The following is a 23,751-nucleotide window of genomic DNA, read 5'->3' as shown; positions in this document are numbered from 1 at the left end:
GCCCGGCAGCCGCCGCGCACACCCCGCGCGCCCCTCGGTCGAGGCCCCGCCCGAGGCGGCGAAACCGGGCGGAGCTACCGTGAACCGGAGCCACCGGAACAGCCGGGAGCCACCCGAACCAGGAGAGTCCGCCATGCACGACGCGCACCCGGTGCTGCTCGCCACGGACCTGGCAGCGGAACAAGGCGCCGGCAATCTGCTGCGCGTGGTGATCGTGGTCTCGGTCCTCGGCGCGGTGCTCCTGGCCTGGCTACTGCTCCGCGGCTACCGCGACCGCGACTGACCGGCCCGGACCGCTCACGCCCACCCATGGCACGGCGGCCCCGGCGGCCCTCCCGTCCCGCCGCCCGCACGTCCCCCTGCCCGCCGTGCTCTTGGCCACATCGCGGGCCGGGGCCCGTACCCGCGAAATCCGCCGACTCCGGCACGAAGGCCGCGAGGGCGCCGAAGTGCCGAGTCGGCGTGTGGGGGCGTGAGGGCCCCGCATACGATGGCGGCAGTTCTTTGTCCGCTGCCCGCTCCCCGCTCCCGGATAGGTCACGATGAGCCTCCACAGCACCGCCGCCCAGCTGGTCACTCTCGCCTCCGAGGGCGGCGAGCACGGCGGCAACCACGAAAGCCTCAACCCCTATCTCACCGGCGGCGGCGCCCTGTTCGCCCTCCTGCTGCTGCTCTGGATCACCACCCGCTTCAACCGCGACCGCTGAGGAAGCCCGGGGCCGCCCCTTCCGCCCCGGCCCCCGCGGCCGGGCCGGTAGGGTCTGCACGCATGGGAGAGCAGGACAAGCCGGCCGGTCCGGTGAGCACGGTCAAGCGCCGCCTGGGCGTCATGGGCGGAACCTTCGACCCGATCCACCACGGGCACCTGGTCGCCGCCAGTGAGGTCGCCGCCCGGTTCCACCTCGACGAGGTGGTGTTCGTGCCGACCGGGCAGCCCTGGCAGAAGAGCCAGCGGGACGTCACCCCCGCCGAGGACCGCTACCTCATGACGGTGATCGCCACCGCCGAGAACCCGCAGTTCTCGGTCAGCCGGATCGACATCGACCGCGGCGGTGCCACCTACACCACCGACACCCTGCGCGAGCTGCACGCCCTCGACCCCGACGCCGACCTCTTCTTCATCACCGGCGCCGACGCCCTCGGCCAGATCCTCACCTGGAAGAACTCCGGGGAACTCTTCTCCCTCGCCCACTTCATCGGCGTCACCCGCCCCGGCCACGTCCTCGCCGACCCCGGCTTCCCGGACGGCGGGGTCTCCCTCGTCGAGGTCCCGGCGCTGGCCATCTCCTCGACGGACTGCCGCGCGAGGGTCGCGGCGGGGGACCCGGTCTGGTATCTGGTGCCGGACGGAGTGGTGCGGTACATCGACAAGAGAGCCCTGTACCGCGGCGGCACACCCCGGGGCGGAGGCGCACCATGAGCGACGGCTACCGCGGATACGGCGAGGACGGGCACCGGGACCCCGCCGGCGAGTCCTACGAACTCGTCGGCTACGACGCCTCGGGCGCCCCCGTGTACCGCAGGGTCCCGGACGCCCCGCCCCCGCAGGACTCCTACGACCCGTACGGCCGGCAGCAGCCCTACGCCGACCCGTCCCCGTACTCCTCGTACTCCCACGACCAGTCCCAGGGCCAGAGCCAGGGCTACGGCTACGACCCGTACGCCCAGGACACCGGCCCCCAACAGCCGTACCGGCCCCAGGACTTCGAGACCTCCGGCCGGCAGGGCTATGACCCCTCCGGCTACGAACAGCCCGCCTCCCAGGGGTACGAGCCGCAGGGCTACGCGTCCCCCTACGAGTCCCAGGGCTACGGCCAGCCCTACCCGACCTCCCCGTACGAGCAGCCGTCTCCCTACGCGCAGCCGGGGTACGGGCAGCAGCCGGCCCACGACCCGTACGCCACCGGCGGCCACCAGGGCGGGCAGGGCCCCGGCGCCCAGGACCCGTACGGTCCGCTCGGGGACGGCACCGGGCAGCAGCCGCCGGTGCCGCCGGGGGATCCCTACGCGCAGCTCGGGGACACCGCACCGCAGCCCGGCCAGGGCCGGACCGGGCTCGGCGAGGCGGACCGGATCCCGCAGCAGTCCCGGCGGGCGCCCGCGCCCGGGCACGGGCGGGAGAGCGACGAGGGGCAGGGCGATTTCGGCGGGCAGGACGAGTTCGGTGAGCGGGACCAGTTCGGCGAGCGGGGCGGGGAGGACTACGGCACCGAGCAGTTCTCCTTCGTCGAGGAGCCCACCGAGGACTCCGAGGACGTCATCGACTGGCTGAAGTTCACCGAGAGCCGTACCGAGCGGCGCGAGGAGGCCAAGCGGCGCGGGCGCAGCCGCCGCCTGGCGCTGATCTGCGTCCTGGTGCTCACCCTGCTCGGCGGCGGGGGATACCTCTGGTCCGCGGGGAAGATACCGGGGCTCGGCGCCGGACAGGACGAGGGCGGCGCCGAGGCCGCGGGTCCGCAGAAGCGGAACATGATCCTGGTCCATCTGCACAACACCAAGGGCGGCGGCACCTCCACCGCGCTGCTCGTCGACAACACCACCACCGGGCGCGGCAGCACCGTACTGCTGCCCAACTCGCTCGCCGTCGCCGGGGACGACGGGAGCGCGACCACCCTCGCCAAGTCCGTGGACCAGGACGGGTCCAGCGGCACCAGCGAGGCCGTCGACACCCTGCTCGGCACCCGCGTCGAGGGCACCTGGCGGCTGGACACCCCGTACCTGAACAACCTCGTCGAACTCGTCGGCAGCATCGAGGTCACCACCGACACCGACGTGCCCGCGCCGAAGGCGAAGAAGGGCGAGGCCCCGCTGGTGCACAAGGGCGAGGCGCAGACCCTCAGCGGTCCGATGGCCGTCGCCTACGCCACCTACCGCGCCCCCGGCGAGCAGCCCACCGCCCAGCTGGAACGCTTCGGCCAGGTCATGCAGGGCGTACTGCGCAAGCTCTCCTCCGACACCCAGGGCGCCACCGTCACCGTGCAGTCCCTGGCGCAGATCCTCGACCCCTCGCTGCCCGAACGCGAACTCGGCGCCTTCCTCGCGGGCCTCGCCGAACGCGCCAAGGGCGGCGACTACGAGACCGCGCTGCTGCCCGTGCGGGACGACGGCACCCTGAGCCGCGCGGCCACCGACGAGGTGGTCGGGAAGGTCCTCGGCGGCACCGTCAAGGCACCCGAGAAGGGCGACGCCCTGCGCGTCGGCGTCCGCGGCGGCACCGGGGGCGAGGAGGGCCGGGACGAGGTCGACAGCGCCCGGGTCAGCCTGGTCAACGGCGGCTTCACCTTCGTCGACGGCGGCAGCGGGCAGCACACCGGCGACTCCCAGGTCCGTTACGCCGACCCGTCCCGCAAGCAGCAGGCCGTCGAGGTGGCCAAGACCCTCGGCCTGCCCGCGAGCGCCGCGGGCAAGGGCAAGGTCCCGGCCAACGCCGACGTCCTGGTGCAGCTCGGCGGCGACTACGAGCCGCCGAAGCCGGACTGAACCCGGCGGCACCGGCCGGGCACGGCGGGCGGGGGCGGGCGGCGGCGCGGCCGGCCCCCGCGGCCCGGGTCACGGCTGTGCACCAGCGTTCCGCCCGTCCCGGGGACGCCGGAGGTACGTGAGATCCTGGAAGCCGTGCCCACGACCGGGCCGACCGGGCCGGCACACCGCCCCGCATCGCCGAACGAAAGCCAGGAATGACCGCCACGGACCGCGCCATCGAACTCGTCACCACCGCCGCCCAGGCCGCGGCCGACAAGCTCGCGCACGACATCATCGCCTACGACGTCAGCGATGTGCTCTCCATCACGGACGCCTTCCTCCTCGCCTCCGCGCCCAACGACCGCCAGGTCAAGTCCATCGTCGACGCGATCGAGGAGCGCCTCAACAAGGACCTCGGCGCCAAGCCGGTCCGCCGCGAGGGCGACCGCGACGCCCGCTGGATCCTGCTCGACTACGTCGACGTCGTGGTCCATGTGCAGCACAGCGAGGAGCGCGTCTTCTACGCCCTGGAGCGGCTCTGGAAGGACTGCCCGGAGCTGGAACTGCCCGAGGAGGCCAAGGCCACCCGCGGCAAGGGCGCCGAGTACGCGCAGCGCCAGGAGGCCGCCGAGGTCGCGCCCGAGCTGCGGGAGCTCGGCGGGGAGATGCGGTGACCACCCCCGCCCAGCCGCAGTCACCGCCGGGGCCCGCGACCGCCGGGTCCGCCGGGGCCTCCGCCCGGCAGGAGGAGGCGGCCCGGGAGCGCGCGCCCCGCAAGGGCCGCCGGATCATCCTGTGGCGGCACGGGCAGACCGCCTGGAACCTGGAGCGCCGCTTCCAGGGCAGCACCGACATCGCGCTGACCGAGGCCGGCGTCGGCCAGGCCCGCCGTGCCGCCCGGCTGCTCGCCTCCCTGGAACCGCAGGCGATCATCGCCTCCGACCTCAGCCGCGCCGCGGACACCGCCGCCCAGCTCGCCGCGCTCACCGGCCTGGAGGTCACCCACGACGAGGCGCTCCGCGAGACCTACGCGGGCGTCTGGCAGGGCCTCACCCACGAGGAGATCATCACCCGGCACGGCGAGCAGTACGCCGCCTGGAAGCGCGGCGAGCCGGTGCGCCGCGGCGGCGGCGAACTGGAGACCGAGGTCGCCGACCGCGCCGCCCCCGTGGTCCTCGCGCACGCCGCCAAGCTGCCCGAGGACGGCACCCTCGTCGTGGTCAGCCACGGCGGCACCCTGCGGACCACCATCGGGCGCCTGCTCGGCCTGGAACCGCACCACTGGGAGAGCCTCGGCGGCCTCTCCAACTGCTGCTGGTCCGTGCTCGGCGAGGGCGCGCGCGGCTGGCGGCTCCTCGAACACAACGCGGGCACCCTGCCCGAACCCGTCCTCGGCGACGACGACTGAGCCGCCCGCGGGGCACCCGGGGCCGGATTTCACTTTCCGGCTTCCCGCAGGCTAAGGTTCTTCTTGTTCGCCCGCCGGGCGGGAAGAACACGGGGCTATAGCTCAGTTGGTAGAGCGCCTGCATGGCATGCAGGAGGTCAGGAGTTCAATTCTCCTTAGCTCCACGAAAGCGGAGGCGACGTGTGTCCACGGAAGGCGTGGACCTCGTCGCTTTCGTTGTTTTTGCGCGGGCTGGCGCCGCGCGGGGCGGGGGCTTCGCCACCCGCACCCCCATCGTCGTGGGTCGAGGTTGTCGGTTCGGTGGCCGTTGTTGGTCGCGGTGGTTGGGTGGGTGTCTGGCTTTGGGGGCCGTCGTCGTCGGCTGGGGGGCCGCCTTCGGGTGCGGTCGTTGGTCGGTGGCTGCCTCGCGGTGTGGTCGTCGGGTGGGGCGGGGGCTTCTTCTGGACCCTGTGGTCGGGGGTTTCAGGTTGGGCTTCGGGTGGGCACGTCCTCGGGTGCGGTCGGGGGACCAGGGGCTCCCCGCGCTGTGGACGGTCTGCCCGTAAGGCATCGCTGACCGTAGTGGCCGGGCCGTGGCAGAATCGGTACGGCCGGACGGGGGGACACCGGTCCGGCGGGAGGGAGAGGCGATGCCTGCGCGCAACCCCGAGGAGATCCCGCTCCTCGGCGTAGCGAGTTCCGCGAACGAGGCCGCCTCCGTGAGAACGCACCTGAACTGCCCGTCCTGCGGATCCGCCCATGTCGCCCAGGTCCTCGGGGACAACGGCGGCGTCTCCTACGTGTGTACGGCCTGCGGCCACAGCTGGAGCTGAGCGATGGGTGCACACAGGAGGAAATGCGACTGGTGCGGCAGCGGTACGCCCATCGTCCGCGACATGGAGCCCGTCAACCCCGACTACCAGTACTGGTGCGAGGAGTGCGCGCGGGCGCTGATCATAAAAGGCGACCCCATCGAGACCTACCGGGAACTCGAAGGCGAGCCCATCTACGGCAGGCTCCTCGACGAGCACTGCACCCTCAAGCGCTTCTACACCTTCGCCACCGCCTGAGGCACCGGCCCTGCCGGCCCCCCAACTCCCCTCCCCGGCACCGCCGTCCGGCCCCCGTCCCCCTCCACGGGAAACGATTTGGTGGTGGGCCGCCCCGACCGTGTAATGTTGGCGTCGCCGCCAGGGAAACCAGGCGGAAGCAGCACGGGGCTATAGCTCAGTTGGTAGAGCGCCTGCATGGCATGCAGGAGGTCAGGAGTTCAATTCTCCTTAGCTCCACGAAAGCGGAGGCGACGTGTGTCCACGGAGAGCGTGGACCTCGTCGCTTTCGTTGTTTTTGCGCGGGCTGGCGCCGCGCGGGGCGGGGGCTTCGCCACCCGCACCCCCATCGTCGTCGGTCGCGGTCGTCGGTTCGGTGTCCGCCTTTTGTCACGGTGGTCGGTTCGGTGTCTGCCTTTGGTCACGGTGGTCGGTTCGGTGGCCGTTGTGGGTCGCGGTGGTTGGTTGGGTGTCCGCCTTGAGGGGCCGTCTTCGGTTGGGTGTCCGTCTCGGGCGCTGGGATCGGTTGGGCGGTCGGCTGGGCTTCGGTGGGGTGGACCGGGGCGGGGCTTACCTCGTCGCGAGGGGTGTGGGGGCTGCGGTACCCTGACGCCATGCGTGCCGTACGCCTTCTGCTTAGCGGGCCGCGCTGATCAGTCCCGACCGACGGAGAACCTCGGTCGGCATCGGCGCGGCGTCCCCTCCTGTGCGAGGGGATTTTTCGTTTCCGGACCGCAGGCAGAGACGACCCATGGAGCTTTGAGGATCATGAGCGAGACCAACTCCTCCGCCGCCGACGCGTCGGGGACCGCCACCTCCGAGTCGGCGCCCCATCGCTACACCGCCGCCACCGCGGCCGGTATTGAGGCACGCTGGCAGGACTTCTGGGACGCGCAGGGCACGTACGAGGCGCCCAACCCGAGCGGTGACCTGGCCGGGGATCCCGCCGTCGCCGCCCGGCCCAAGAAGTTCATCATGGACATGTTCCCGTACCCCTCCGGTGCGGGACTGCACGTCGGGCACCCGCTGGGCTACATCGCCACCGATGTCTCCGCCCGCTACCAGCGCATGACCGGCCACAACGTCCTGCACACCCTGGGCTTCGACGCCTTCGGCCTGCCCGCCGAGCAGTACGCGGTGCAGACCGGCACCCACCCGCGGGTCTCCACCGAGGCCAACATGGCGAACATGCGGGCCCAGCTGCGCAGGCTGGGCCTGGGCCACGACCGGCGGCGGTCCTTCGCGACGATCGACCCCGAGTACTACAAGTGGACCCAGTGGATCTTCCTGCAGATCTTCAACTCCTGGTACGACGAGGAGGCCGCCAAGGCCCGGCCCATCGACGAGCTGATCGCCCAGTTCGCCAGTGGTGAGCGCGCCGTCCCCGGCGAAGGGCGCTCCTGGAACGAGCTGGACGCCGCCGAACGCGCGAGCCTGCTGGGCGAGTACCGGCTGGCCTACGCCTCCGACGCACCCGTCAACTGGTGCCCGGGCCTGGGCACCGTACTGGCCAACGAGGAGGTCACCGCGGACGGGCGCTCCGAACGCGGCAACTTCCCCGTCTTCAAGGCCAAGCTGCGCCAGTGGAACATGCGCATCACCGCCTACGCCGACCGCCTGCTGGACGACCTGGACGGCCTGGACTGGCCCGAGGCGATCAAGCTGCAGCAGCGCAACTGGATCGGCCGCTCCGAGGGCGCCCGCGTCGACTTCCCCGTCGGCGAGGAGGCCATCACCGTCTTCACGACCCGTCAGGACACCCTGTTCGGCGCCACCTACATGGTGCTGGCCCCCGAGCACGAGCTGGTCGACCGGATCGTCCCGGCCGCCTGGCCCGAGGGCACCCACCAGGTGTGGACCGGCGGCCACGCCACCCCCGCCGAGGCCGTCGCCGCCTACCGCAAGCAGGCCGCCGCCAAGTCCGACGTCGAGCGGCAGGCCGACGCCAAGGAGAAGACCGGCGTCTTCACCGGCGCCTTCGCCCGCAACCCGGTCAGCGGCGAGCAGGTCCCCGTCTTCGTCGCCGACTACGTCCTGATGGGCTACGGCACCGGCGCGATCATGGCCGTCCCCGCCCACGACAGCCGCGACTTCGCCTTCGCCCGCGCCTTCGAACTGCCCATGCGCTGCGTTGTCGAGCCCACCGACGGACGCGGCACCGACCCCGCCGAGTGGGCCGACGCCTTCAGCTCGTACGAGGCCGTCCTGACCAACTCCGCGGGCGAGGGCGTCGACCTGAACGGCCTGGGCGTCACCGAGGCCAAGGCGCGCACCACCGAATGGCTGGAGCGCACCGGCATCGGCAAGGGCACCGTCAACTTCCGCCTGCGGGACTGGCTGTTCAGCCGCCAGCGCTACTGGGGCGAGCCCTTCCCGATCGTCTACGACGAGGACGGCGTCGCCCACGCCCTGCCCGAGTCGATGCTGCCGCTGGAACTGCCCGAGGTCGACGACTACTCCCCGCGCACCTTCGACCCGGACGACGCCGACACCCAGCCCGAGACCCCGCTGTCCCGCAACGACGACTGGGTCCACGTCACCCTGGACCTGGGCGACGGCCGGGGCCCGCGCCCGTACCGCCGCGAGACCAACACCATGCCCAACTGGGCCGGTTCCTGCTGGTACGAGCTGCGCTACCTGGACCCGCACAACACCGAGAAGCTGGTCGACCCCGAGGTCGAGCGGTACTGGATGGGCCCGCGCGAGTCCATGCCGACCGGCGGCGTCGACCTGTACGTCGGCGGCGCCGAACACGCCGTACTGCACCTGCTGTACGCGCGCTTCTGGTCCAAGGTCCTGTTCGACCTGGGGCACATCTCCTCCGCCGAGCCCTTCCACAAGCTGTTCAACCAGGGCATGATCCAGGCCTACGTCTACCGGGACAGCCGCGGCATCGCCGTCCCGGCCGCCGAGGTCGAGGAGCGCGACGGCGCCTACTACCACCAGGGCGACAAGGTCTCCCGGCTGCTGGGCAAGATGGGCAAGTCCCTGAAGAACGCCGTCACCCCGGACGAGATCTGCGCCGAGTACGGCGCGGACACCCTGCGCCTGTACGAGATGGCGATGGGCCCGCTGGACGTCTCGCGGCCCTGGGACACCCGCGCGGTCGTCGGCCAGTACCGGCTGCTGCAGCGGCTGTGGCGCAATGTCGTCGACGAGCAGAGCGGCGAGGTCACCGTCGTCGACCGGGAGCTGGACCCGGAGAGGGACGGCGACACGCTGCGCGCCCTGCACAAGGCGGTCGACGGCGTCCGGCAGGACCTGGCCGGGCTGCGCTTCAACACCGCCATCGCCAAGATCACCGAGCTGAACAACCACGTCACCAAGAACGCGGGCGCGGTGCCCCGCACGGTCGCCGAGCACCTGGTCCTGATGATCGCCCCGCTGGCCCCGCACATCGCCGAGGAACTGTGGCACCGGCTGGGCCACGAGGACTCCGTGGTGCACCGCGACTTCCCCGTCGCCGACCCCGCGTACGTGGTCGACGAGACCGTCACCTGCGTCGTCCAGATCAAGGGCAAGGTCAAGGCCCGCCTGGAGGTCTCCCCGTCCGTCTCCGACGCGGACCTGGAGCAGGCGGCCCTGGCGGACGACAGGGTCCGGGCCGCCCTGGACGGCGCCGGAATCCGCAAGGTCATCGTCCGCGCGCCGAAGCTGGTCAACATCGTTCCCGCCTGAGGGCCGTTCCCCGCCGGGTCCGCCGCGATGCCGCGGACCCGGTACGGGGCGGGTCCGGGACACCCCCTAGGGGGAGCCTCGGGGTCCGCTCAGGAACCTCCCGCCCGCCGTCTCCGTTTACGGTGGAGAGTGCGGGCGGGCCCGTGCCGCCGGTACGGCGAGCCCGAAACGCGGACGGACACCGTACGCAGAGGCAGGAGGGAGCGCCATGGAGGTCGTGGTCACCGTCGTGGTGCTGCTCTTCGTGCTGTTCGTGGCACTCGGTGTGTACGCCACGGTGAAGGCCGTCGGCGCGGCCAAGCGCGGCGTCGACCGCACCCTCACCCAGGCCCGGCGCACCGTCGAGGACACCACGCTGCGCGCCAAGTCCTACGCCCAGCCGGGCCCCGCCGGTGAGCTGGCCCAGCTCCGCCTTTCCCTGCGCACCTCGATGCGCGCCACCCAGGAGGCCCTGCGCGCGGGCGCCGCCGAGGACGCCGGCCTGAGCGAATCACTCGCCCTGTTCGCCCGGCTCAGCACCCACGGCCAGGAACTCGACGCCACCCTGCGGCACCTGGAGTCCGAGCCCGACAAGGCCGTCCTCGCCCAGCGCATACCCGAGCTCCGCCGCCGCACCGAACGCATCACCGCCTCCGCGGACTCCCTGCGCTGGGCGGCCCGCGACCGCGCCCGCCGCTTCACCGAGGACGAGCTGGACAGTCTGAGCGCCCAGATCGACGTCGAGGCCGGCGCCCTGCGCCACTGGGCACCCGTCCCCGAGGCGCCCGGCACCCCTCAGCCCGCCGAGTGGCCGGATCCGGCGGCCCGGAGCGAGCCGCCCGGGTCCGGCGCGACGCGCGCCCCCAGCGCACCGACCCCGCCGGAGGACTCCCCCCGGGAGCGCCCCGCCCTCACCGAACCGGCGCCGCCGCAGGCCCCGTACCCGTGGGAGCGGAAGTCCCGCCCCGAGAACACCACCTGAACCACCGGCGCTTGGCCGAGCCCGGGCTGCCGCCACCCCCGCGCCCCAGGTAATGTCCAGGCCATGTCCCGCCATGTCGCGATCGTTACGGATTCCACGGCCTATCTGCCGCAGCCCGCGATGGAGCGTCACGGCATCACCTCCGTCCCCCTGACCGTCGTCCTCGGCGACCAGGCACTCGAAGAGGGCACCGAGATCTCGGCCCGCTCCCTGGCGGAAGCCCTGCAGAAGCGCAGGTCGGTCACCACCTCGCGGCCCAGCCCGCGCCAGTTCGCCGAGACCTACCGGGCCCTCGCCGAGCAGGGTGCGGACGGCATCGTCTCCCTCCACCTCTCCTCCGAGTTCTCCGGCACCTACGACGCCGCCGTGCTCGCCGCCCGCGAGGCACCGGTGCCCGTGGAGGTGGTCGACACCGGCATGGTCGCCATGGCCCTCGGCTTCTGCGCGCTCGCCGCCGCCGAGACCGCCGAGTCCGGCGGCAGCGCCGAGGACGCCGTGGCCGCCGCCCGCGCCCGCGCCGAGGTGACCTCCGCGTACTTCTACGTGGACACCCTGGATTACCTCCGCCGGGGCGGCCGGATCGGCGCCGCGCAGGCCCTCTTCGGCTCCGCCCTCGCCGTGAAACCGCTGCTCCAACTCCACGAGGGCCGTATCGAGAGCCTGGAGAAGGTCCGCACCGCCTCCCGCGCCCTCGCCCGCCTGGAGGAGATCGTCACCGAACGCACCGGCCGGAATCCCGTGGACATCGCCGTCCACCACCTCGCCGCCCCCGAACGCGCCGCCACCCTCGCGGCCCGCCTGCGGGAACGGGTCCCCGGACTCGGCGAGTTGCACGTGAGCGAGGTGGGCGCGGTGATCGGCGCGCACACCGGGCCGGGCCTGCTGGGGGTCGTCGTCTCCTCGCGCTGAACGCGTCCGGGCATCCGCCGTGGCCCCGTGGATGGGCCCGCGGCGGGCGGTACGCCGGCTCGGATGGGCGGCCGCCAATTCGGAGGCGGCGCCACCGGGGCACGGGTTACCGTCGCGGATGCCCGATTCCCGTACGCCCGACGCGCCCACGGCCGAAGCCGCAGCCGAGGCCGCAGTCACAGCCGAAGCCACGGCCATTGCCGAAGCCGCAGCCACCGCCCCGGACCGCCGTCCCGTCACCGCCGACGACCTCGACCTCGCCGTGGACCTCGCGGTCACCACCCTCCGCGCCGCCCTGGACTCCCCGGACTGGGACGCCAAGGCCGGGACCCTCGACTGGTCCTGCTGGGAGACCGTCGAGCACCTCAGCGACGACCTCTTCTTCTACGCGGCCCAAATCGGCCCCGCCACCACCCCGTTGAACGGCCCCGTGCCCTTCCGCTGGGAGGAGGAGCGCCCCGGCGGCCCCGCCAACCTCATCCGCGCCGACCGCGCCGCGGGCCCGGCCGGGCTCCTCCAGGTGCTCCAGGCGAGCGCCGCGATGCTGAGCGCCCTGGTCCGCACGAAGCCGCCCACCGTGCGCGCCTTCCACGTCTACGGCGTCTCGGATCCCGAAGGCTTCGCCGCCATGGGCCTCGTGGAGGTACTCGTCCACCTGCACGACCTCGCCCAGGGCCTCGCCCTCGACTGGACCCCGCCCGCCGGACTCTGCCGGGCCGTCCTCGACCGCCTCTGGCCGGACACCCCTGGCGGCACGGACCCCTGGGCCACGCTGCTCTGGGCCACCGGGCGCGGCGAACTGCCCGGCCGGGCCCGCCTCACGGCCTGGCGGTGGGACGGCAGGCCGCGGGACTGATCCGCGGCGGGGTGGGCCGGCCGCTTCCGGGCGGGTGGCTCAGGGGAAACGTCATCCTTGGTGGTTCCGGTTCGCCGTGACGGGTGAGCGAGTTATCCACAACCGGCAGGTTGTCCACCGCATTTGACCAAGATCATCGCGATCCGGGCGATCCGCTTAACGTCCCCGCCATGGCACTTCGGACACATTCCACGACGACCGCGCCACGGGCGCGGCAGACGACTCGGGCGACTCAGGCGACGGCAACAGATTCCGGGGCAGGCTCGACGGCTGGAGCTGGAGCTGGAGCTGGAGCTGGAGCGGGCGCAGGCGCAGAGGCTGAGGTAAGGGCAGGGCTGCGGGGGCCGACGGACACGGTGTTCACGGGTTCGGGAAGCAGGGCGGTCGCTGTCCGGGCGGCCCCGTCGCCACGGTTCCTCGGCGCGGCTCCCTTCGCCCGTACACCGGCCACGCCCACCTCCCCCGCGCCACCGAGCCCTGCTTCCACGGTCCCGGACGACGACCTCCCGCGCAGGATCGTCACCAGGAGGCCCCACCGCCCGGGAGCCCGGCCCCGTGGCACCACCGCGCCCGCGGGCACGGGACCCGGACGCCCTCCCGCCGGGGACGTACGCGGCAGACCACGCCATCGCGCCCCCACCGGCCGCCGGGCCAAATCCCCGACACCACAGGTGAACCAACGCGCCCAGGCACTCTTCGAGAAGCCCAAGGGCGGTGTCACAGGGCTGGCCACTCGGGGCGGCGACGGCGGGAGTGATGCGCTGGCCCCCGGTCGGGAGTCCACGCGGGAAATCCTCGACTGGCCCGTACCGTCATGGGCCCGGAGCGAGCAGCGGAAGCCATCAAGTCGGCAGCCGCAGCACGCCCTTTGGGAAGACCCGCCGACAGTGAAGATGCGGCCTCGCCGAGCGGGTTCGCCTTCCGCGCGGGCGGGCTCGGCGGCGGATCCGGTGGCGAGCCAGGCGGCAGATGCGGTGGCGGCCCGGGTGGGGGATCCGGTCGCGGCTCCGACCGTGGATCCGGTGGCGGTTCCCGTGGAGGTGCCGCCGAGGCGTGCGGCTGTACGGGATCCCGGGGCCGGGAGGGGTGCGGTACGTGGTGCCGGGACTGGACTCGTCGGCGGCGACAGATCCGGTGGAACGTCCACTGCCGGGTCTGCCCGGGACCTCCGGATCGCCTTCCGTACGGGCCTGACTGCCGCTTCCGGTCCGCGTCCTGATCCCTATCCCGATCCGCGTTCTGAGCCCCGTCTCGGTCGGGGTGCCGAAGCCGAGGTGGAGGCCGAGGCCGGTCGCCGTCCCGGCGGTGCTTCCCCTGGTCGTGCTACCCCGGGCCCAGGCTCCGGCGCTGGTGCCGAGATCGCCCCCGGCCCGGCTCGTACGGCGGACGGAAAGCCCCGGCACCGGGACGGCGAGGGCACCGAACCCGAGGACGCCGAACCCGAGGACATCGACCCCGCCACCCGTGAACTGCCCGGCGTTCCCTCGGCCTCGGTCTCCTGGCGCGAGCGGGCCTTTCCGGCACTGCGCGAGCGACTGCCTCTCTGGCTCCAGACCCGGTGCGGCCTGGAACGCCGCAGCGTGATCGCTCTCGCCGCGGTGCTGGTCCTGGCCGCCGGTTTCGCGCTCCAGCATTTCTGGTCCGGTCGCACCCAGTCCGTACGGCCACCCGACGTCGTGCGCACGGTGTCCCCGTCCCGGGGCGCGGAACCCGGCACCGCGGGAACCGCACCGGCGACCGGGGCAAGCCCCGCGACGGGCGGGGAGATCTATGTGGACGTCGGCGGGAAGGTACGGAGACCCGGTCTGCAACGCCTTCCGAGAGGATCACGGGTGGCCGACGCCCTGCGCAGGGCCGGAGGAGTCCGCCCGGGAACGGACATCACGCGGCTCAACAAGGCCCGGGTGCTGATGGACGGGGAGCAACTACTCGTCGGCGAGGCCTCGTCGGAGGGCGCCCTCGGGAACGGCGGGACCAACGGGACCGGTGCCGGTACCCCGAGCGGCGGTGCAGTCGGGGCGGCACCGTCCGGCGCCGGACAGTCCGGAGCGGCGGCGGGTACGCCGGTGCCGCTCAACATGGCCACCGTGGAGCAACTGGACGCCCTCCCGGGTGTCGGCCCCGTCCTGGCCCAGCACATCATCGACTACCGCACCCAGCACGGCGGCTTCCGGTCCGTCGACGAACTCCGTCAGGTGAAGGGCATCGGCGATGGCCGCTTCGCCGACCTCCGCGACCTGGTCCAGCCATGACCACCACAAGGCGTGCGGCCGCGGGAAGCGACAGCGGGGGACCGCCGGGACCGTCGCCGGACATCAGCATCCGCCCACACCTGTCTGCTCCCGGTGAGGAGGCCGTCCAACTCATCGACCCTGCCCGAGAATTGGAGGAGCGCGGTCCGCGGTCGGCGACCGAACGGCCTGCGGAGAACAGTCAGCGCCCAGGCATCCACCGGCGAGCCCCGAGCCGACTCGGGGCATCCGATCCCCGCCAAGAGGGCCCCATCGACCTCCGGTTGCTGCCGCCCGCCCTGGCCGTCTGGGCAACCGCGGCGTACGTGACCGGTGCGTCCTGGCCTACCGCGATGACGATCACCGTCACCGGAGCGGTACTCGCCGCCTTGCTCCTGGTCTACGCGAAGTGCAGGCCCCGCTCGCCGGAGTCGCCGGAGTCGCCGGAGTCGCCGGAGTCGCCGGAGTCGGCGGGGCCAGCGGAGCCGCCGGAGTCGCTGGAGACCTCGGAGGCTCGGGAGGCCCCGGAAGGCCCCGGACGGAAGGGCCAGTCAGGCCCAGGGGAGAGGGCAAGGACAGGCGACGGAGCAGGGGGGAGGGCCCGGGCGCCGAGGATCTGGGGCCGCTACACCGCGGGCGCCGTCCTGCTGTGCGTCACGGCCTCGGCGGCTTCGGCTGCGCTGCACGCGGCGGATGTGCACCGCGGGCCGGTCCCCGACCTCGCCCGCCGGTCCGCCCACGCCACGGTCGAGCTGAAGGTCCTCACCGACCCCCGCCGCACCCGCCCCCGCGTCACCGGCGAACGCCAACTCCCCACCTCCGTCGTACTGGAGGCCCAGGCGCTCCGCCTCACCACCGCCGACGGCGCGGTCACCCGCACCCGTGCTCCGGTGCTCCTCCTGGCCGAGGACGCACCGGACCCCGGGGAGCGGCATCGGATGGGGGCGGTGGAGAGCACCGGGCCGCCGTACGGTCCCCGGACCAGCGCGCAGGGCGCCGCGCCAGCCGCAGCGGAGTCCCCCTCGCCGTGGCTGAGGCTGCTCCCGTCCACCGTGATCAGGGTCCCGGTACGACTGGCCCCGCCCTACCGCGACGGCGACCGGATCGCGGCGGTCGCCCGGGTCACCCGCGGGGAACAGCCGACCGTGGTCCGGGGGCCGACCGCGGCGCAACGGTTCGCCGGACGGATGCGCGCGGGGCTGCGGGAGGCCACCGACTCGCTGTCGCCCGAGGCGCGCGCGGTGCTGCCGGGACTCGTGGTCGGCGACACCTCCCGCATGACACCGGAGCTGTACGACGCCTTCCAGGCCACCGACCTCACCCACGTTCTCGCGGTGAGCGGAGCGAACTTCACCATTCTGCTCGCTCTGCTGATCGGCCCGCCGGGCAGCGCGCACCGCGCCGAACGCCGGGGTCTCGCCCCACGGTTCGGCATCGGCCTGCGGGCGACCGCACTGCTCGGCGGGACGCTGACCCTCGCCTTCGTCCTGGTCTGCCGACCCGAGCCGAGCGTGCTGCGCGCGGCGACCTGCGGCAGCCTCGCCCTGGTGGCCCTCGCCACCGGACGCCGCAGATCACTGCTCCCGGCGCTGGCCGCGGCCGTCGTACTGCTCGTCCTGTACGACCCCTGGCTGGCGCGCAGCTACGGCTTTGTGCTCTCCGTACTCGCCACCGGGGCACTCCTCGTCCTCGCGCCCCGGTGGAGCACCGCGCTCCAGCGGCGCGGGATGCCCCCGCGGGGTGCCGAGGCGCTGGCCGCCGCACTCGCCGCACAGGCGGTCTGCGCCCCGGTCGTGGTGCTCATGGCCGCCCGGGTGAGCCTGGTCGCCGTACCCTGCAATCTGCTCGCGGAACTCGCGGTGGCCCCGGCCACGGTGCTCGGCTTCGGGGTGCTCCTCACGGCACCCTTCGCGATGCCCCTTGCCAAAGGGCTGGCCTGGTGCGCGAGCTGGCCGGTCGGCTGGATCGTGCGTGTGGCACGCACGGGTGCGGGACTGCCCGGCAACGGCGTCGACTGGCCGGGCGGCTGGCGCGGCGGACTCCTGCTCGCCCTGCTCACCGTGTGCCTCGCGGTCGCCGGACGCAGACTCGTCCGGCACCCCTGGGCCTGCGTCGCCTGCGTCCTCGGGCTGATACTCGCCGTGCTCCAACCACCATCACTGACCCGGGTGTTCACCGGCTGGCCGCCGCCGGGGTGGCGGTTCGTGATGTGCGACGTCGGCCAGGGAGACGCCGGAGTGCTGGCCGTAGGCGACGGCTCCGCGGTGGTGATCGACACCGGCCCCGATCCCGCCCTGGCCGACCGCTGCCTGCGCCTCCTCGGTATCCGGAGCATCCGGCTGGTGCTCCTGACCCACTTCCACGCCGACCACGTGGCGGGCCTGCCGGGAGTCCTACGGGGACGTGCGGTCGGCGCGATCGAGACGACGGGGCTGCAGGACCCTTACGAGCAGGCGGAGTTCGTGCACCGGACGGCGAAGGAGCACGGCGTTCCCGTAGGGCAGGCCCTGGCCGGGGAGCGCCGGCGCACCGGTGACCTCGACTGGCAGGTGCTCTGGCCGCCTCCCGCACCGGCCCAGGAGGGGGCCAACGACGCCAGCGTCACCCTGCTCGTCAGATCTCGGGGCCTCCGGCTGCTCCTGCTCGGCGACCTCGAACCGCCCGCACAGCAGGCCTTGTTGGCGAGCCCTGCCGGGGGCCTGGTCACCGCGGTGGACGTACTGAAGGTCGCCCACCACGGTTCCGCCTTCCAGGACCCCGAACTGCTGCGCAGAGCCCGCCCGCGGCTCGCCCTGATCTCCGCGGGCGAGGGCAATCCGTACGGGCATCCGTCCCCGCACACGGTGATGGCACTGCGGTCCCTGGGCACGCAGGTGCTGCGCACGGACCAGGACGGCGCCCTGGCGGTGATGGGAACGGGAGGCGAGGGCCTCAGGGCGGCCACCGAGGCGCGGTAGCCGCGGCAGCCTGGCAGGCGAGGGGTGACTCCCCAAGCCGAGCCCCCTGCCCTCCGGGTAAGCACACCCACCAAGCAAGAAGGTGGAGCCCCGGCCCCCGGATCGAGGATCATGACCGGGTGAGCGATGTGAGACATGTGCTGGTACTGCCCGACCGGGATGCGGCGGACGAGGTCGCCGTCGAGCTGATGGCCAGGTTCGGGGTCACCGAGCAGCCGCGTCCGGTGCGGGACGCGCTCGCCGGGGAGGACGACGCCGAGGACGCCCAGTGGCTGGTCCCCGTCGAGGATCCGGACCGGCGCCTCGACGCTGCGGAACTGGACCGTTTCGCCGCCGAGTGGGAAGGCTGGCGCGAGGATCCCTAGGCTGCCCACCGCCACCGCCACCGCCACCGCCACCGCCACCGCCACCGCCACCCCGGCACCCGGCCCGGCCCGGCTGTCAGTGGGGCGTGGGATGCTTGGCGCGATGGCCAGGAAGAACGAGAACGACGATCCGCTCGCCCCTCTCACGCTCGCCGTGGGACAGGAGGAGCTGCTGCTCGACCGTGCCGTGCAGCAGGTGGTGGCTGCCGCCCGCGCTGTGGACGCCGACACCGACGTACGGGACCTCACCCCGGACCGTCTGCAGCCCGGCACCCTCGCCGAGCTGACCAGTCCTTCCCTCTTCGCCGAGCGCAAGGTCGTGGTGGTGCGGAACGCACAGGACCTCGCCGCCGACACCGTGAAGGACGTCAAGGCCTACCTCGGGGCACCGGTCGAGGAGATCACCCTGGTGCTGCTGCACGCGGGGGGCGCCAAAGGCAAGGCCCTGCTCGACGCCGCGCGCAAGGCGGCGGCGCGCGAGGTGGCCTGCCCGAAGATGACCAAGCCCGCGGACCGGCTCGCCTTCGTACGGGGTGAGTTCCGGGCGCAGGGGCGTTCCGCGGCGCCGGAGGCGTGTCAGGCCCTGGTGGACTCCATCGGCAGTGATCTGCGTGAACTCGCCTCAGCGGTGGCCCAGTTGGTGGCCGATGTCGAGGGCACCATCGACGAGGCGGTGGTCGGGCGGTACTACACCGGGCGGGCCGAGGCCTCCAGTTTCACGGTGGCGGACCGTGCCGTGGAGGGCAGGGCGGCCGAGGCGCTGGAGGCGCTGCGCTGGTCCCTGTCCACGGGGGTGGCCCCGGTCCTGCTCACCAGCGCGCTGGCCCAGGGCGTCCGCGCCATCGGCAAGCTGTCCTCCGCCCGCGGCGGCCGCCCCGCCGACCTCGCCCGTGAACTGGGCATGCCGCCCTGGAAGATCGACCGGGTCCGGCAGCAGATGCGCGGCTGGACCCCCGAGGGTGTCTCGGTGGCGCTCCGCGCGGTGGCCGAGGCCGACGCGGGGGTGAAGGGCGGCGGAGACGACCCCGGGTACGCCCTGGAGAAGGCGGTCGTCACCATCGCCCGCGCGGCCAGAAGCCGCCGCCCCTGACCCGCTCTTCAGCCGCCGGGGCCGCCTCTCTCCGCCGCGCCCGCTCGCTCCCTCTCCGCCCGACTGCCCCTGCGCCCGGCCGGACTGCCTCCTCCCGCGCCCCCGGCCCACTCGTTTCCTCCGTACGCCCCGAGCCGTAGGCCTCCCCGTTGTCCGGAGATTGTCCGGCGATCGCGCTCAGCCGGCGGATTCCTCCTCCGGCTGTTCCGTCGCCCTGTGCCCAGGCGCGGGACGATCACCTGCACGGACACAACGCCGTTGGCGGACAACCGGCTTGGCCCGGGTGTCCTCGACCGGGCAGGAGGCGGTTGACGATCTCCCGCGACGGGGCGTTTGCTGAGTGCTGCGGGAAACGAGTGAGCAGCGAGCGACGGCGTGCAGCCGGTGGGAGACAGCGACGTGAGCAAACGCCAGATACGCACGATGTTCGCGCTGATGGCGAGCGGCGAGCCCGTCGAGCTGACCAGCGCGATGGCCTCCGTGAAGAAGCTCGCCCGACTCGCCTTTCTGGCCGAGCAGTTCGGCTACCAGTACGCGGATGTACGGACCGGAGGCGGCCGGGACACCTCGCTCAAGATGCTGATCGTGCCGGATATGACGCCTCAGGGCAGGGAGCGTGCGGGCCGCTCCTGGGCGCAGTATCCGCAGGCGGGCAACGACGGCGCGCTGCCGCCCTCCGAGCCCGCGGCGCTGGAACTGCTCAAGGCCCGCCTCAATTTCGACCTGACCGGCAAGAGCGCCGAGAAGCGGATGATGTTCGCCGCGCTGGGCGTGACCGGCGGATGCGTCATCGGCGCCGTGCAGGCGGGCGGGGACGTGGCGCCCTTCGTGGTGGGCATGTGGGTCCTGCTGATGGCCCTCCTCGGCATCGGCTTCTTCGTGAACCGCAAACGCAACGCGAAGTTCGCGGCGCGGCTGCGGGACGCGGGCTTCACCGCGGTCACCGACGAGTCCGGCCGTCTGCGGTATCTGCCGCCCGGGGGTCAACTGCCCGGCCACGGCAACCCGTTCGCGGGCGCTGCCGATCCGGCGGGCGGCAACCCCTTCGCCGCCGCCCCGCAGCCCACCGGCAACCCCTTCGCCCAGCAGCCCCCGCCGGGGCCCTACGGCCAGCCCCCGCAGCCGGCTCCCGGCGGCCCCCACGCCCAGCCGCACCCCACGACCGCGTACGCCCAGCAGGCCCAAGCCCCAGCCCATTTCGGGGCCTACGCCCAGCCGCAACCCCCGGCATCCCCGCAGAACCCCGCGGGCCCGTACGCCCCGCAGCCGACGGGCCCCTACGCTTCGTACCCCGCGGACCAGCCCGCCTCCTACGGCGGTCCGCAGCCCGCCGCCCAGCCCGCCCCCGGAACTCAGCCCACCCCGGAACCCCAGCAGACGATGGCCCTGGGCATACCGGTGACCCCCGCGCACTACCAGCCCCAGCCGCCCCAGCCGCAAGCCCAGCCACCTCAGCCGTACGGATACCCCCAGCACCAGGGACAGCCCCAGCCGTACGGAAACCCCCAGCAGTTCCCGCAACACCAGCAGACCCCGCAGCCTCACCAGCCCCCGCAGCCGCAGTCATCCCAGCCGTACCCCCAGCACCAGCCACCCCACCAGCCCCCGCCCGGTACCGACCACACGATGACCTTCGGCACCCAGCACCCCGATCCCCACCACCTCGACCCCCAGCACCACCCCGACCCCCGGCAGGCCGCCCCCCAGCCCCCGTACTCCCCGCCGCAGCCGCAGCCGCAGCCGCAGCCGCAGGCGCAGCCACCGCAGGCATAACCGACCAGGCGAGCGATCTCGCCGCCCCCCGGCAAGCCGAAGACCCCGCCACCGTCCTTGGGGAAAGGACAGTGCCGGGGTCTTCGGTTTCACAGGTCTTGCGTTGGGAGGACTCGTACCCGCGTGGCGAACGCGATTCGGTGTGCGAGTCCGGGGTGCCGGCCGGGGAGCGGATGAGAGGGCCCGCTCTGGGTCCCCGCCGACGGTTCACGTCGTCGAGCCGGGCCCTGAGGCTCGGCCGAAGCCGTGCGGCCCGCGAGGGGCCGAGGGGTGTCAGCCCTTGAGGGAAGCGACCTGGGAAGCCAGGGCCGACTTCTTGTTGGCGGCCTGGTTCTTGTGGATGACGCCCTTGGAGACGGCCTTGTCGAGCTGGCGCGCGGCAACGCGCTGGTACTCGGTGGCCTTCTCGACGTCACCCGCGGCAACAGCCTCGCGAGCCTTGCGGACCGAGGTCTTGAGAGCGGACTTGACGGCCTTGTTGCGCTGGCGCGCCTTCTCGTTGGTCTTGATCCGCTTGATCTGGGACTTGATGTTCGCCACGAAAGAGCCTTTTCAGGTTCAGAATGTCTGGCCTTCGAGGAGAGCCCCCGGAGGCCTCTTGCCGGACGCCGTACTGCTGCGGGCGTCGTCGTACTGGGTGGTGCGGGTGCGGTTCGCCGTACTGCTCTGCTCGCGCACCGTGCCTCGCGCCGAGAGGGCATGAGACACAGCTGCTCAGGCTACCAGCCGCCCTCGGAGCGGCCCAAACCGTGCGCAGTGCCCGACCCATGGGAGCATGGAGCCTGCATATCGACGCTGCACACCGGAGAAACCGGCCCTCGGGGCGGGCGGATTCCGGCGGTGGAGCCCTCCGAGCCCGACGCCCGGCGCCTCAAGAATCAGGACCCCGCGTGCCCGCGACACCTAAGAATGTGCCCGAGCCGAGCCGTACCGACCCGGCTCTGATCCGCAATTTCTGCATCATCGCGCACATCGACCACGGCAAGTCCACGCTCGCCGACCGGATGCTCCAGCTGACGGGCGTGGTCGAGCAGCGGCAGATGCGTGCCCAGTACCTCGACCGGATGGACATCGAGCGAGAGCGCGGCATCACGATCAAGTCGCAGGCGGTGCGGCTGCCCTGGGCGCCCACGGAGGGCGCGCAGCAGGGCAGCACCCACATCCTGAACATGATCGACACCCCGGGTCACGTGGACTTCACCTACGAGGTCTCCCGTTCGCTCGCGGCCTGCGAGGGCACGGTCCTCCTGGTCGACGCGGCGCAGGGCATCGAGGCGCAGACCCTCGCCAACCTCTATCTGGCGATGGAGAACGACCTCAAGATCATCCCGGTCCTGAACAAGATCGACCTGCCCGCCGCGCAGCCGGAGAAGTTCTCCGAGGAGCTGGCGAACCTGATCGGCTGCGAGCCCGACGAGGTGCTGAAGGTCTCCGCGAAGACCGGCCTCGGTGTGGAGGAGCTGCTGAACAAGGTGGTCGCGGAGATCCCGGCCCCGGTCGGCGTCGCCGACGCGCCCGCCCGCGCGATGATCTTCGACTCGGTCTACGACTCGTACCGGGGCGTGGTCACCTACGTCCGGGTGGTGGACGGCCAGCTCAACAAGCGTGAGCGGATCCGGATGATGTCCACCAACGCCACCCATGAGCTGCTGGAGATCGGCAGCAACTCCCCGGAGATGCTGCCCGCCGACGGTCTGGGCGTCGGCGAGGTGGGTTATCTGATCACCGGGGTGAAGGACGTCCGGCAGTCCAAGGTGGGTGACACCATCACCTCGCTGCACAAGGGCGCCGAGGAGGCGCTCGGCGGTTACAAGGACCCGAAGCCGATGGTCTTCTCGGGTCTGTATCCGCTCGACGGCTCGGACTATCCGGAGCTGCGCGAGGCGCTGGACAAGCTCCAGCTGAACGACGCCGCGCTGGTCTACGAGCCGGAGACCTCCGCCGCCCTGGGCTTCGGCTTCCGGGTCGGCTTCCTCGGCCTGCTGCACCTGGACGTGGTCCGCGAGCGCCTGGAGCGGGAGTTCGGGCTCGACCTGATCGCCACCGCCCCGAACGTGGTCTACCGCGTGCTCATGGAGGACGGCACCGAGCACCAGGTCACCAATCCGAGTGAGTTCCCCGAGGGCAAGCTCGCCGAGGTGTACGAGCCGGTGGTGCGGGCGACGGTCCTCGCGCCCAGTGAGTTCATCGGCGCGATCATGGAGCTGTGCCAGACCCGGCGCGGCGTCATGCTCGGCATGGACTACCTCTCCGAGGACCGGGTCGAGATCCGCTACACGCTGCCGCTCGCGGAGATCGTCTTCGACTTCTTCGACCACCTGAAGTCCAAGACCCGCGGGTACGCCTCCCTCGACTACGAGCCCACCGGCGAGCAGTCCGCGGACCTGGTCAAGGTCGACATCCTGCTGCACGGCGACAAGGTCGACGCCTTCTCGGTGATCACGCACAAGGACCAGGCGTACGCCTACGGGGTGCGGCTGGTGGCCAAGCTGAAGGAACTGATCCCGCGGCAGAACTTCGAGGTGCCGGTGCAGGCCGCGATCGGCTCCCGGGTCATCGCCCGCGAGACCATCCGCGCCATCCGCAAGGACGTGCTCGCCAAGTGCTACGGCGGTGACATCTCCCGTAAGCGGAAGCTGCTGGAGAAGCAGAAGGAGGGCAAGAAGCGGATGAAGATGGTGGGCGCGGTCGAGGTGCCCCAGGAGGCCTTCATCGCGGTCCTGTCCAGTGATGACGGCGGCGGTCAGAGCAAGGGCAAGAAATAGTCCGGAAATCGATCAGAGCTGACATCCCCAGGCACACCCCCACGGGCCTGCCGCGCAGTGTCGCGGCAGGCCCGTGGCCTGTGATCTGTCACACGCGCACATCGCTCCATCTGTAGGAAGTGACACCCCGTGCCCTCTTACATGGCGGCCGAACGCGGAATACTCTGACCACTGCTCGATGGTTACTCGCGAGTTAAGCAAGCAGCCGCAACCAGCCAGTGAACCCGTCAGCCGCACCTGCACGGCGTGCGCAGCCCGCGGGCCCCGG

The 23,751-nt window shown here is 72.4% G+C and carries 19 protein-coding genes and 2 tRNA genes; 20 read left to right on the top strand and 1 reads right to left on the bottom strand.

The window, feature by feature from the left end:
- Window positions 1-133: 133 nt before the first annotated feature.
- From HFV08_RS14950 to HFV08_RS32355, 19 genes are all read left to right on the top strand, one after another.
- Window positions 134-283, top strand: a complete 150-nt coding sequence (locus HFV08_RS14950; RefSeq protein WP_168539678.1) for a hypothetical protein — start codon at window positions 134-136, stop codon at window positions 281-283.
- Window positions 284-542: 259 nt separating this feature from the next.
- A complete protein-coding gene (locus HFV08_RS14945) occupies window positions 543-707 on the top strand; it encodes a hypothetical protein (protein WP_040253668.1) in 165 nt (54 codons plus the stop codon).
- Between the two features lie 62 nt (window positions 708-769).
- The gene (nadD, locus tag HFV08_RS14940; RefSeq protein WP_168539676.1) at window positions 770-1,420 is read left to right on the top strand and encodes a nicotinate-nucleotide adenylyltransferase; all 651 of its coding nucleotides are present in this window, start codon (window positions 770-772) and stop codon (window positions 1,418-1,420) included.
- Window positions 1,417-3,480 (top strand): LCP family glycopolymer transferase, encoded by a 2,064-nt coding sequence (locus tag HFV08_RS14935; protein ID WP_168539674.1) that lies wholly within the window; start codon window positions 1,417-1,419, stop codon window positions 3,478-3,480. Before nadD ends, HFV08_RS14935 begins: the two co-directional genes overlap by 4 nt.
- 197 nt (window positions 3,481-3,677) lie before the next feature.
- On the top strand, window positions 3,678-4,136 hold the full coding sequence (gene rsfS / locus HFV08_RS14930; RefSeq protein WP_168539672.1) for a ribosome silencing factor: 459 nt from the start codon (window positions 3,678-3,680) through the stop codon (window positions 4,134-4,136).
- 113 nt (window positions 4,137-4,249) lie between these two features.
- Entirely contained in the window at window positions 4,250-4,870 is a 621-nt protein-coding gene (locus HFV08_RS14925; RefSeq protein ID WP_168540019.1) for a histidine phosphatase family protein, read from the top strand.
- A 91-nt stretch (window positions 4,871-4,961) separates the two neighbouring features.
- Window positions 4,962-5,034, top strand: a tRNA-Ala gene (locus HFV08_RS14920).
- 465 nt (window positions 5,035-5,499) lie between these two features.
- Window positions 5,500-5,682: an IS1 family transposase gene (locus HFV08_RS14915; protein WP_168539671.1), complete on the top strand. Its 183-nt coding sequence runs from the start codon at window positions 5,500-5,502 to the stop codon at window positions 5,680-5,682.
- Between the two features lie 3 nt (window positions 5,683-5,685).
- Window positions 5,686-5,919, top strand: coding sequence for a hypothetical protein (locus HFV08_RS14910; RefSeq protein ID WP_040253679.1), 234 nt, complete (start codon window positions 5,686-5,688; stop codon window positions 5,917-5,919).
- Between the two features lie 146 nt (window positions 5,920-6,065).
- Window positions 6,066-6,138 (top strand) — tRNA-Ala (locus HFV08_RS14905).
- A gap of 528 nt (window positions 6,139-6,666) precedes the next feature.
- Complete coding sequence (gene leuS, locus HFV08_RS14900) at window positions 6,667-9,576, top strand: leucine--tRNA ligase (protein ID WP_168539670.1); 2,910 nt, start codon at window positions 6,667-6,669, stop codon at window positions 9,574-9,576.
- A gap of 208 nt (window positions 9,577-9,784) precedes the next feature.
- On the top strand, window positions 9,785-10,537 hold the full coding sequence (locus tag HFV08_RS14895; RefSeq protein WP_168539669.1) for a hypothetical protein: 753 nt from the start codon (window positions 9,785-9,787) through the stop codon (window positions 10,535-10,537).
- Between the two features lie 63 nt (window positions 10,538-10,600).
- Window positions 10,601-11,446, top strand: a complete 846-nt coding sequence (locus HFV08_RS14890) for a DegV family protein (protein ID WP_168539668.1) — start codon at window positions 10,601-10,603, stop codon at window positions 11,444-11,446.
- A gap of 118 nt (window positions 11,447-11,564) precedes the next feature.
- On the top strand, window positions 11,565-12,302 hold the full coding sequence (locus HFV08_RS14885; protein ID WP_246341764.1) for a maleylpyruvate isomerase N-terminal domain-containing protein: 738 nt from the start codon (window positions 11,565-11,567) through the stop codon (window positions 12,300-12,302).
- 1,274 nt (window positions 12,303-13,576) lie between these two features.
- Window positions 13,577-14,554, top strand: coding sequence for a ComEA family DNA-binding protein (locus HFV08_RS14880; protein WP_312885625.1), 978 nt, complete (start codon window positions 13,577-13,579; stop codon window positions 14,552-14,554).
- A 332-nt stretch (window positions 14,555-14,886) separates the two neighbouring features.
- Window positions 14,887-17,490 (top strand): ComEC/Rec2 family competence protein, encoded by a 2,604-nt coding sequence (locus HFV08_RS14875; RefSeq protein ID WP_281373481.1) that lies wholly within the window; start codon window positions 14,887-14,889, stop codon window positions 17,488-17,490.
- Window positions 17,491-17,609: 119 nt separating this feature from the next.
- A complete protein-coding gene (locus HFV08_RS14870) occupies window positions 17,610-17,855 on the top strand; it encodes a hypothetical protein (RefSeq protein ID WP_168539666.1) in 246 nt (81 codons plus the stop codon).
- A gap of 103 nt (window positions 17,856-17,958) precedes the next feature.
- On the top strand, window positions 17,959-18,945 hold the full coding sequence (holA, locus tag HFV08_RS14865; protein WP_210430336.1) for a DNA polymerase III subunit delta: 987 nt from the start codon (window positions 17,959-17,961) through the stop codon (window positions 18,943-18,945).
- A gap of 399 nt (window positions 18,946-19,344) precedes the next feature.
- On the top strand, window positions 19,345-20,718 hold the full coding sequence (locus tag HFV08_RS32355) for a hypothetical protein (RefSeq protein ID WP_210430335.1): 1,374 nt from the start codon (window positions 19,345-19,347) through the stop codon (window positions 20,716-20,718).
- Between the two features lie 273 nt (window positions 20,719-20,991).
- Here HFV08_RS32355 and rpsT read toward each other — a convergent pair whose 3' ends face one another.
- Window positions 20,992-21,258 (bottom strand): 30S ribosomal protein S20, encoded by a 267-nt coding sequence (gene rpsT, locus HFV08_RS14855; RefSeq protein ID WP_040253695.1) that lies wholly within the window; start codon window positions 21,256-21,258, stop codon window positions 20,992-20,994.
- A 350-nt stretch (window positions 21,259-21,608) separates the two neighbouring features.
- On the opposite strand from rpsT, the gene lepA reads away from it, so the two are divergent.
- Window positions 21,609-23,483, top strand: coding sequence for a translation elongation factor 4 (gene lepA, locus HFV08_RS14850; protein ID WP_168539663.1), 1,875 nt, complete (start codon window positions 21,609-21,611; stop codon window positions 23,481-23,483).
- Window positions 23,484-23,751 lie beyond the last annotated feature (268 nt).

The sequence above is a fragment of the Streptomyces physcomitrii genome (assembly GCF_012273655.1).
Taxonomy (GTDB): Bacteria; Actinomycetota; Actinomycetes; order Streptomycetales; family Streptomycetaceae; genus Streptomyces; species Streptomyces physcomitrii.
The sequence above is the reverse complement of the archived record's forward strand: the minus strand, read 5'-3'. Positions and strand labels throughout refer to the sequence as shown.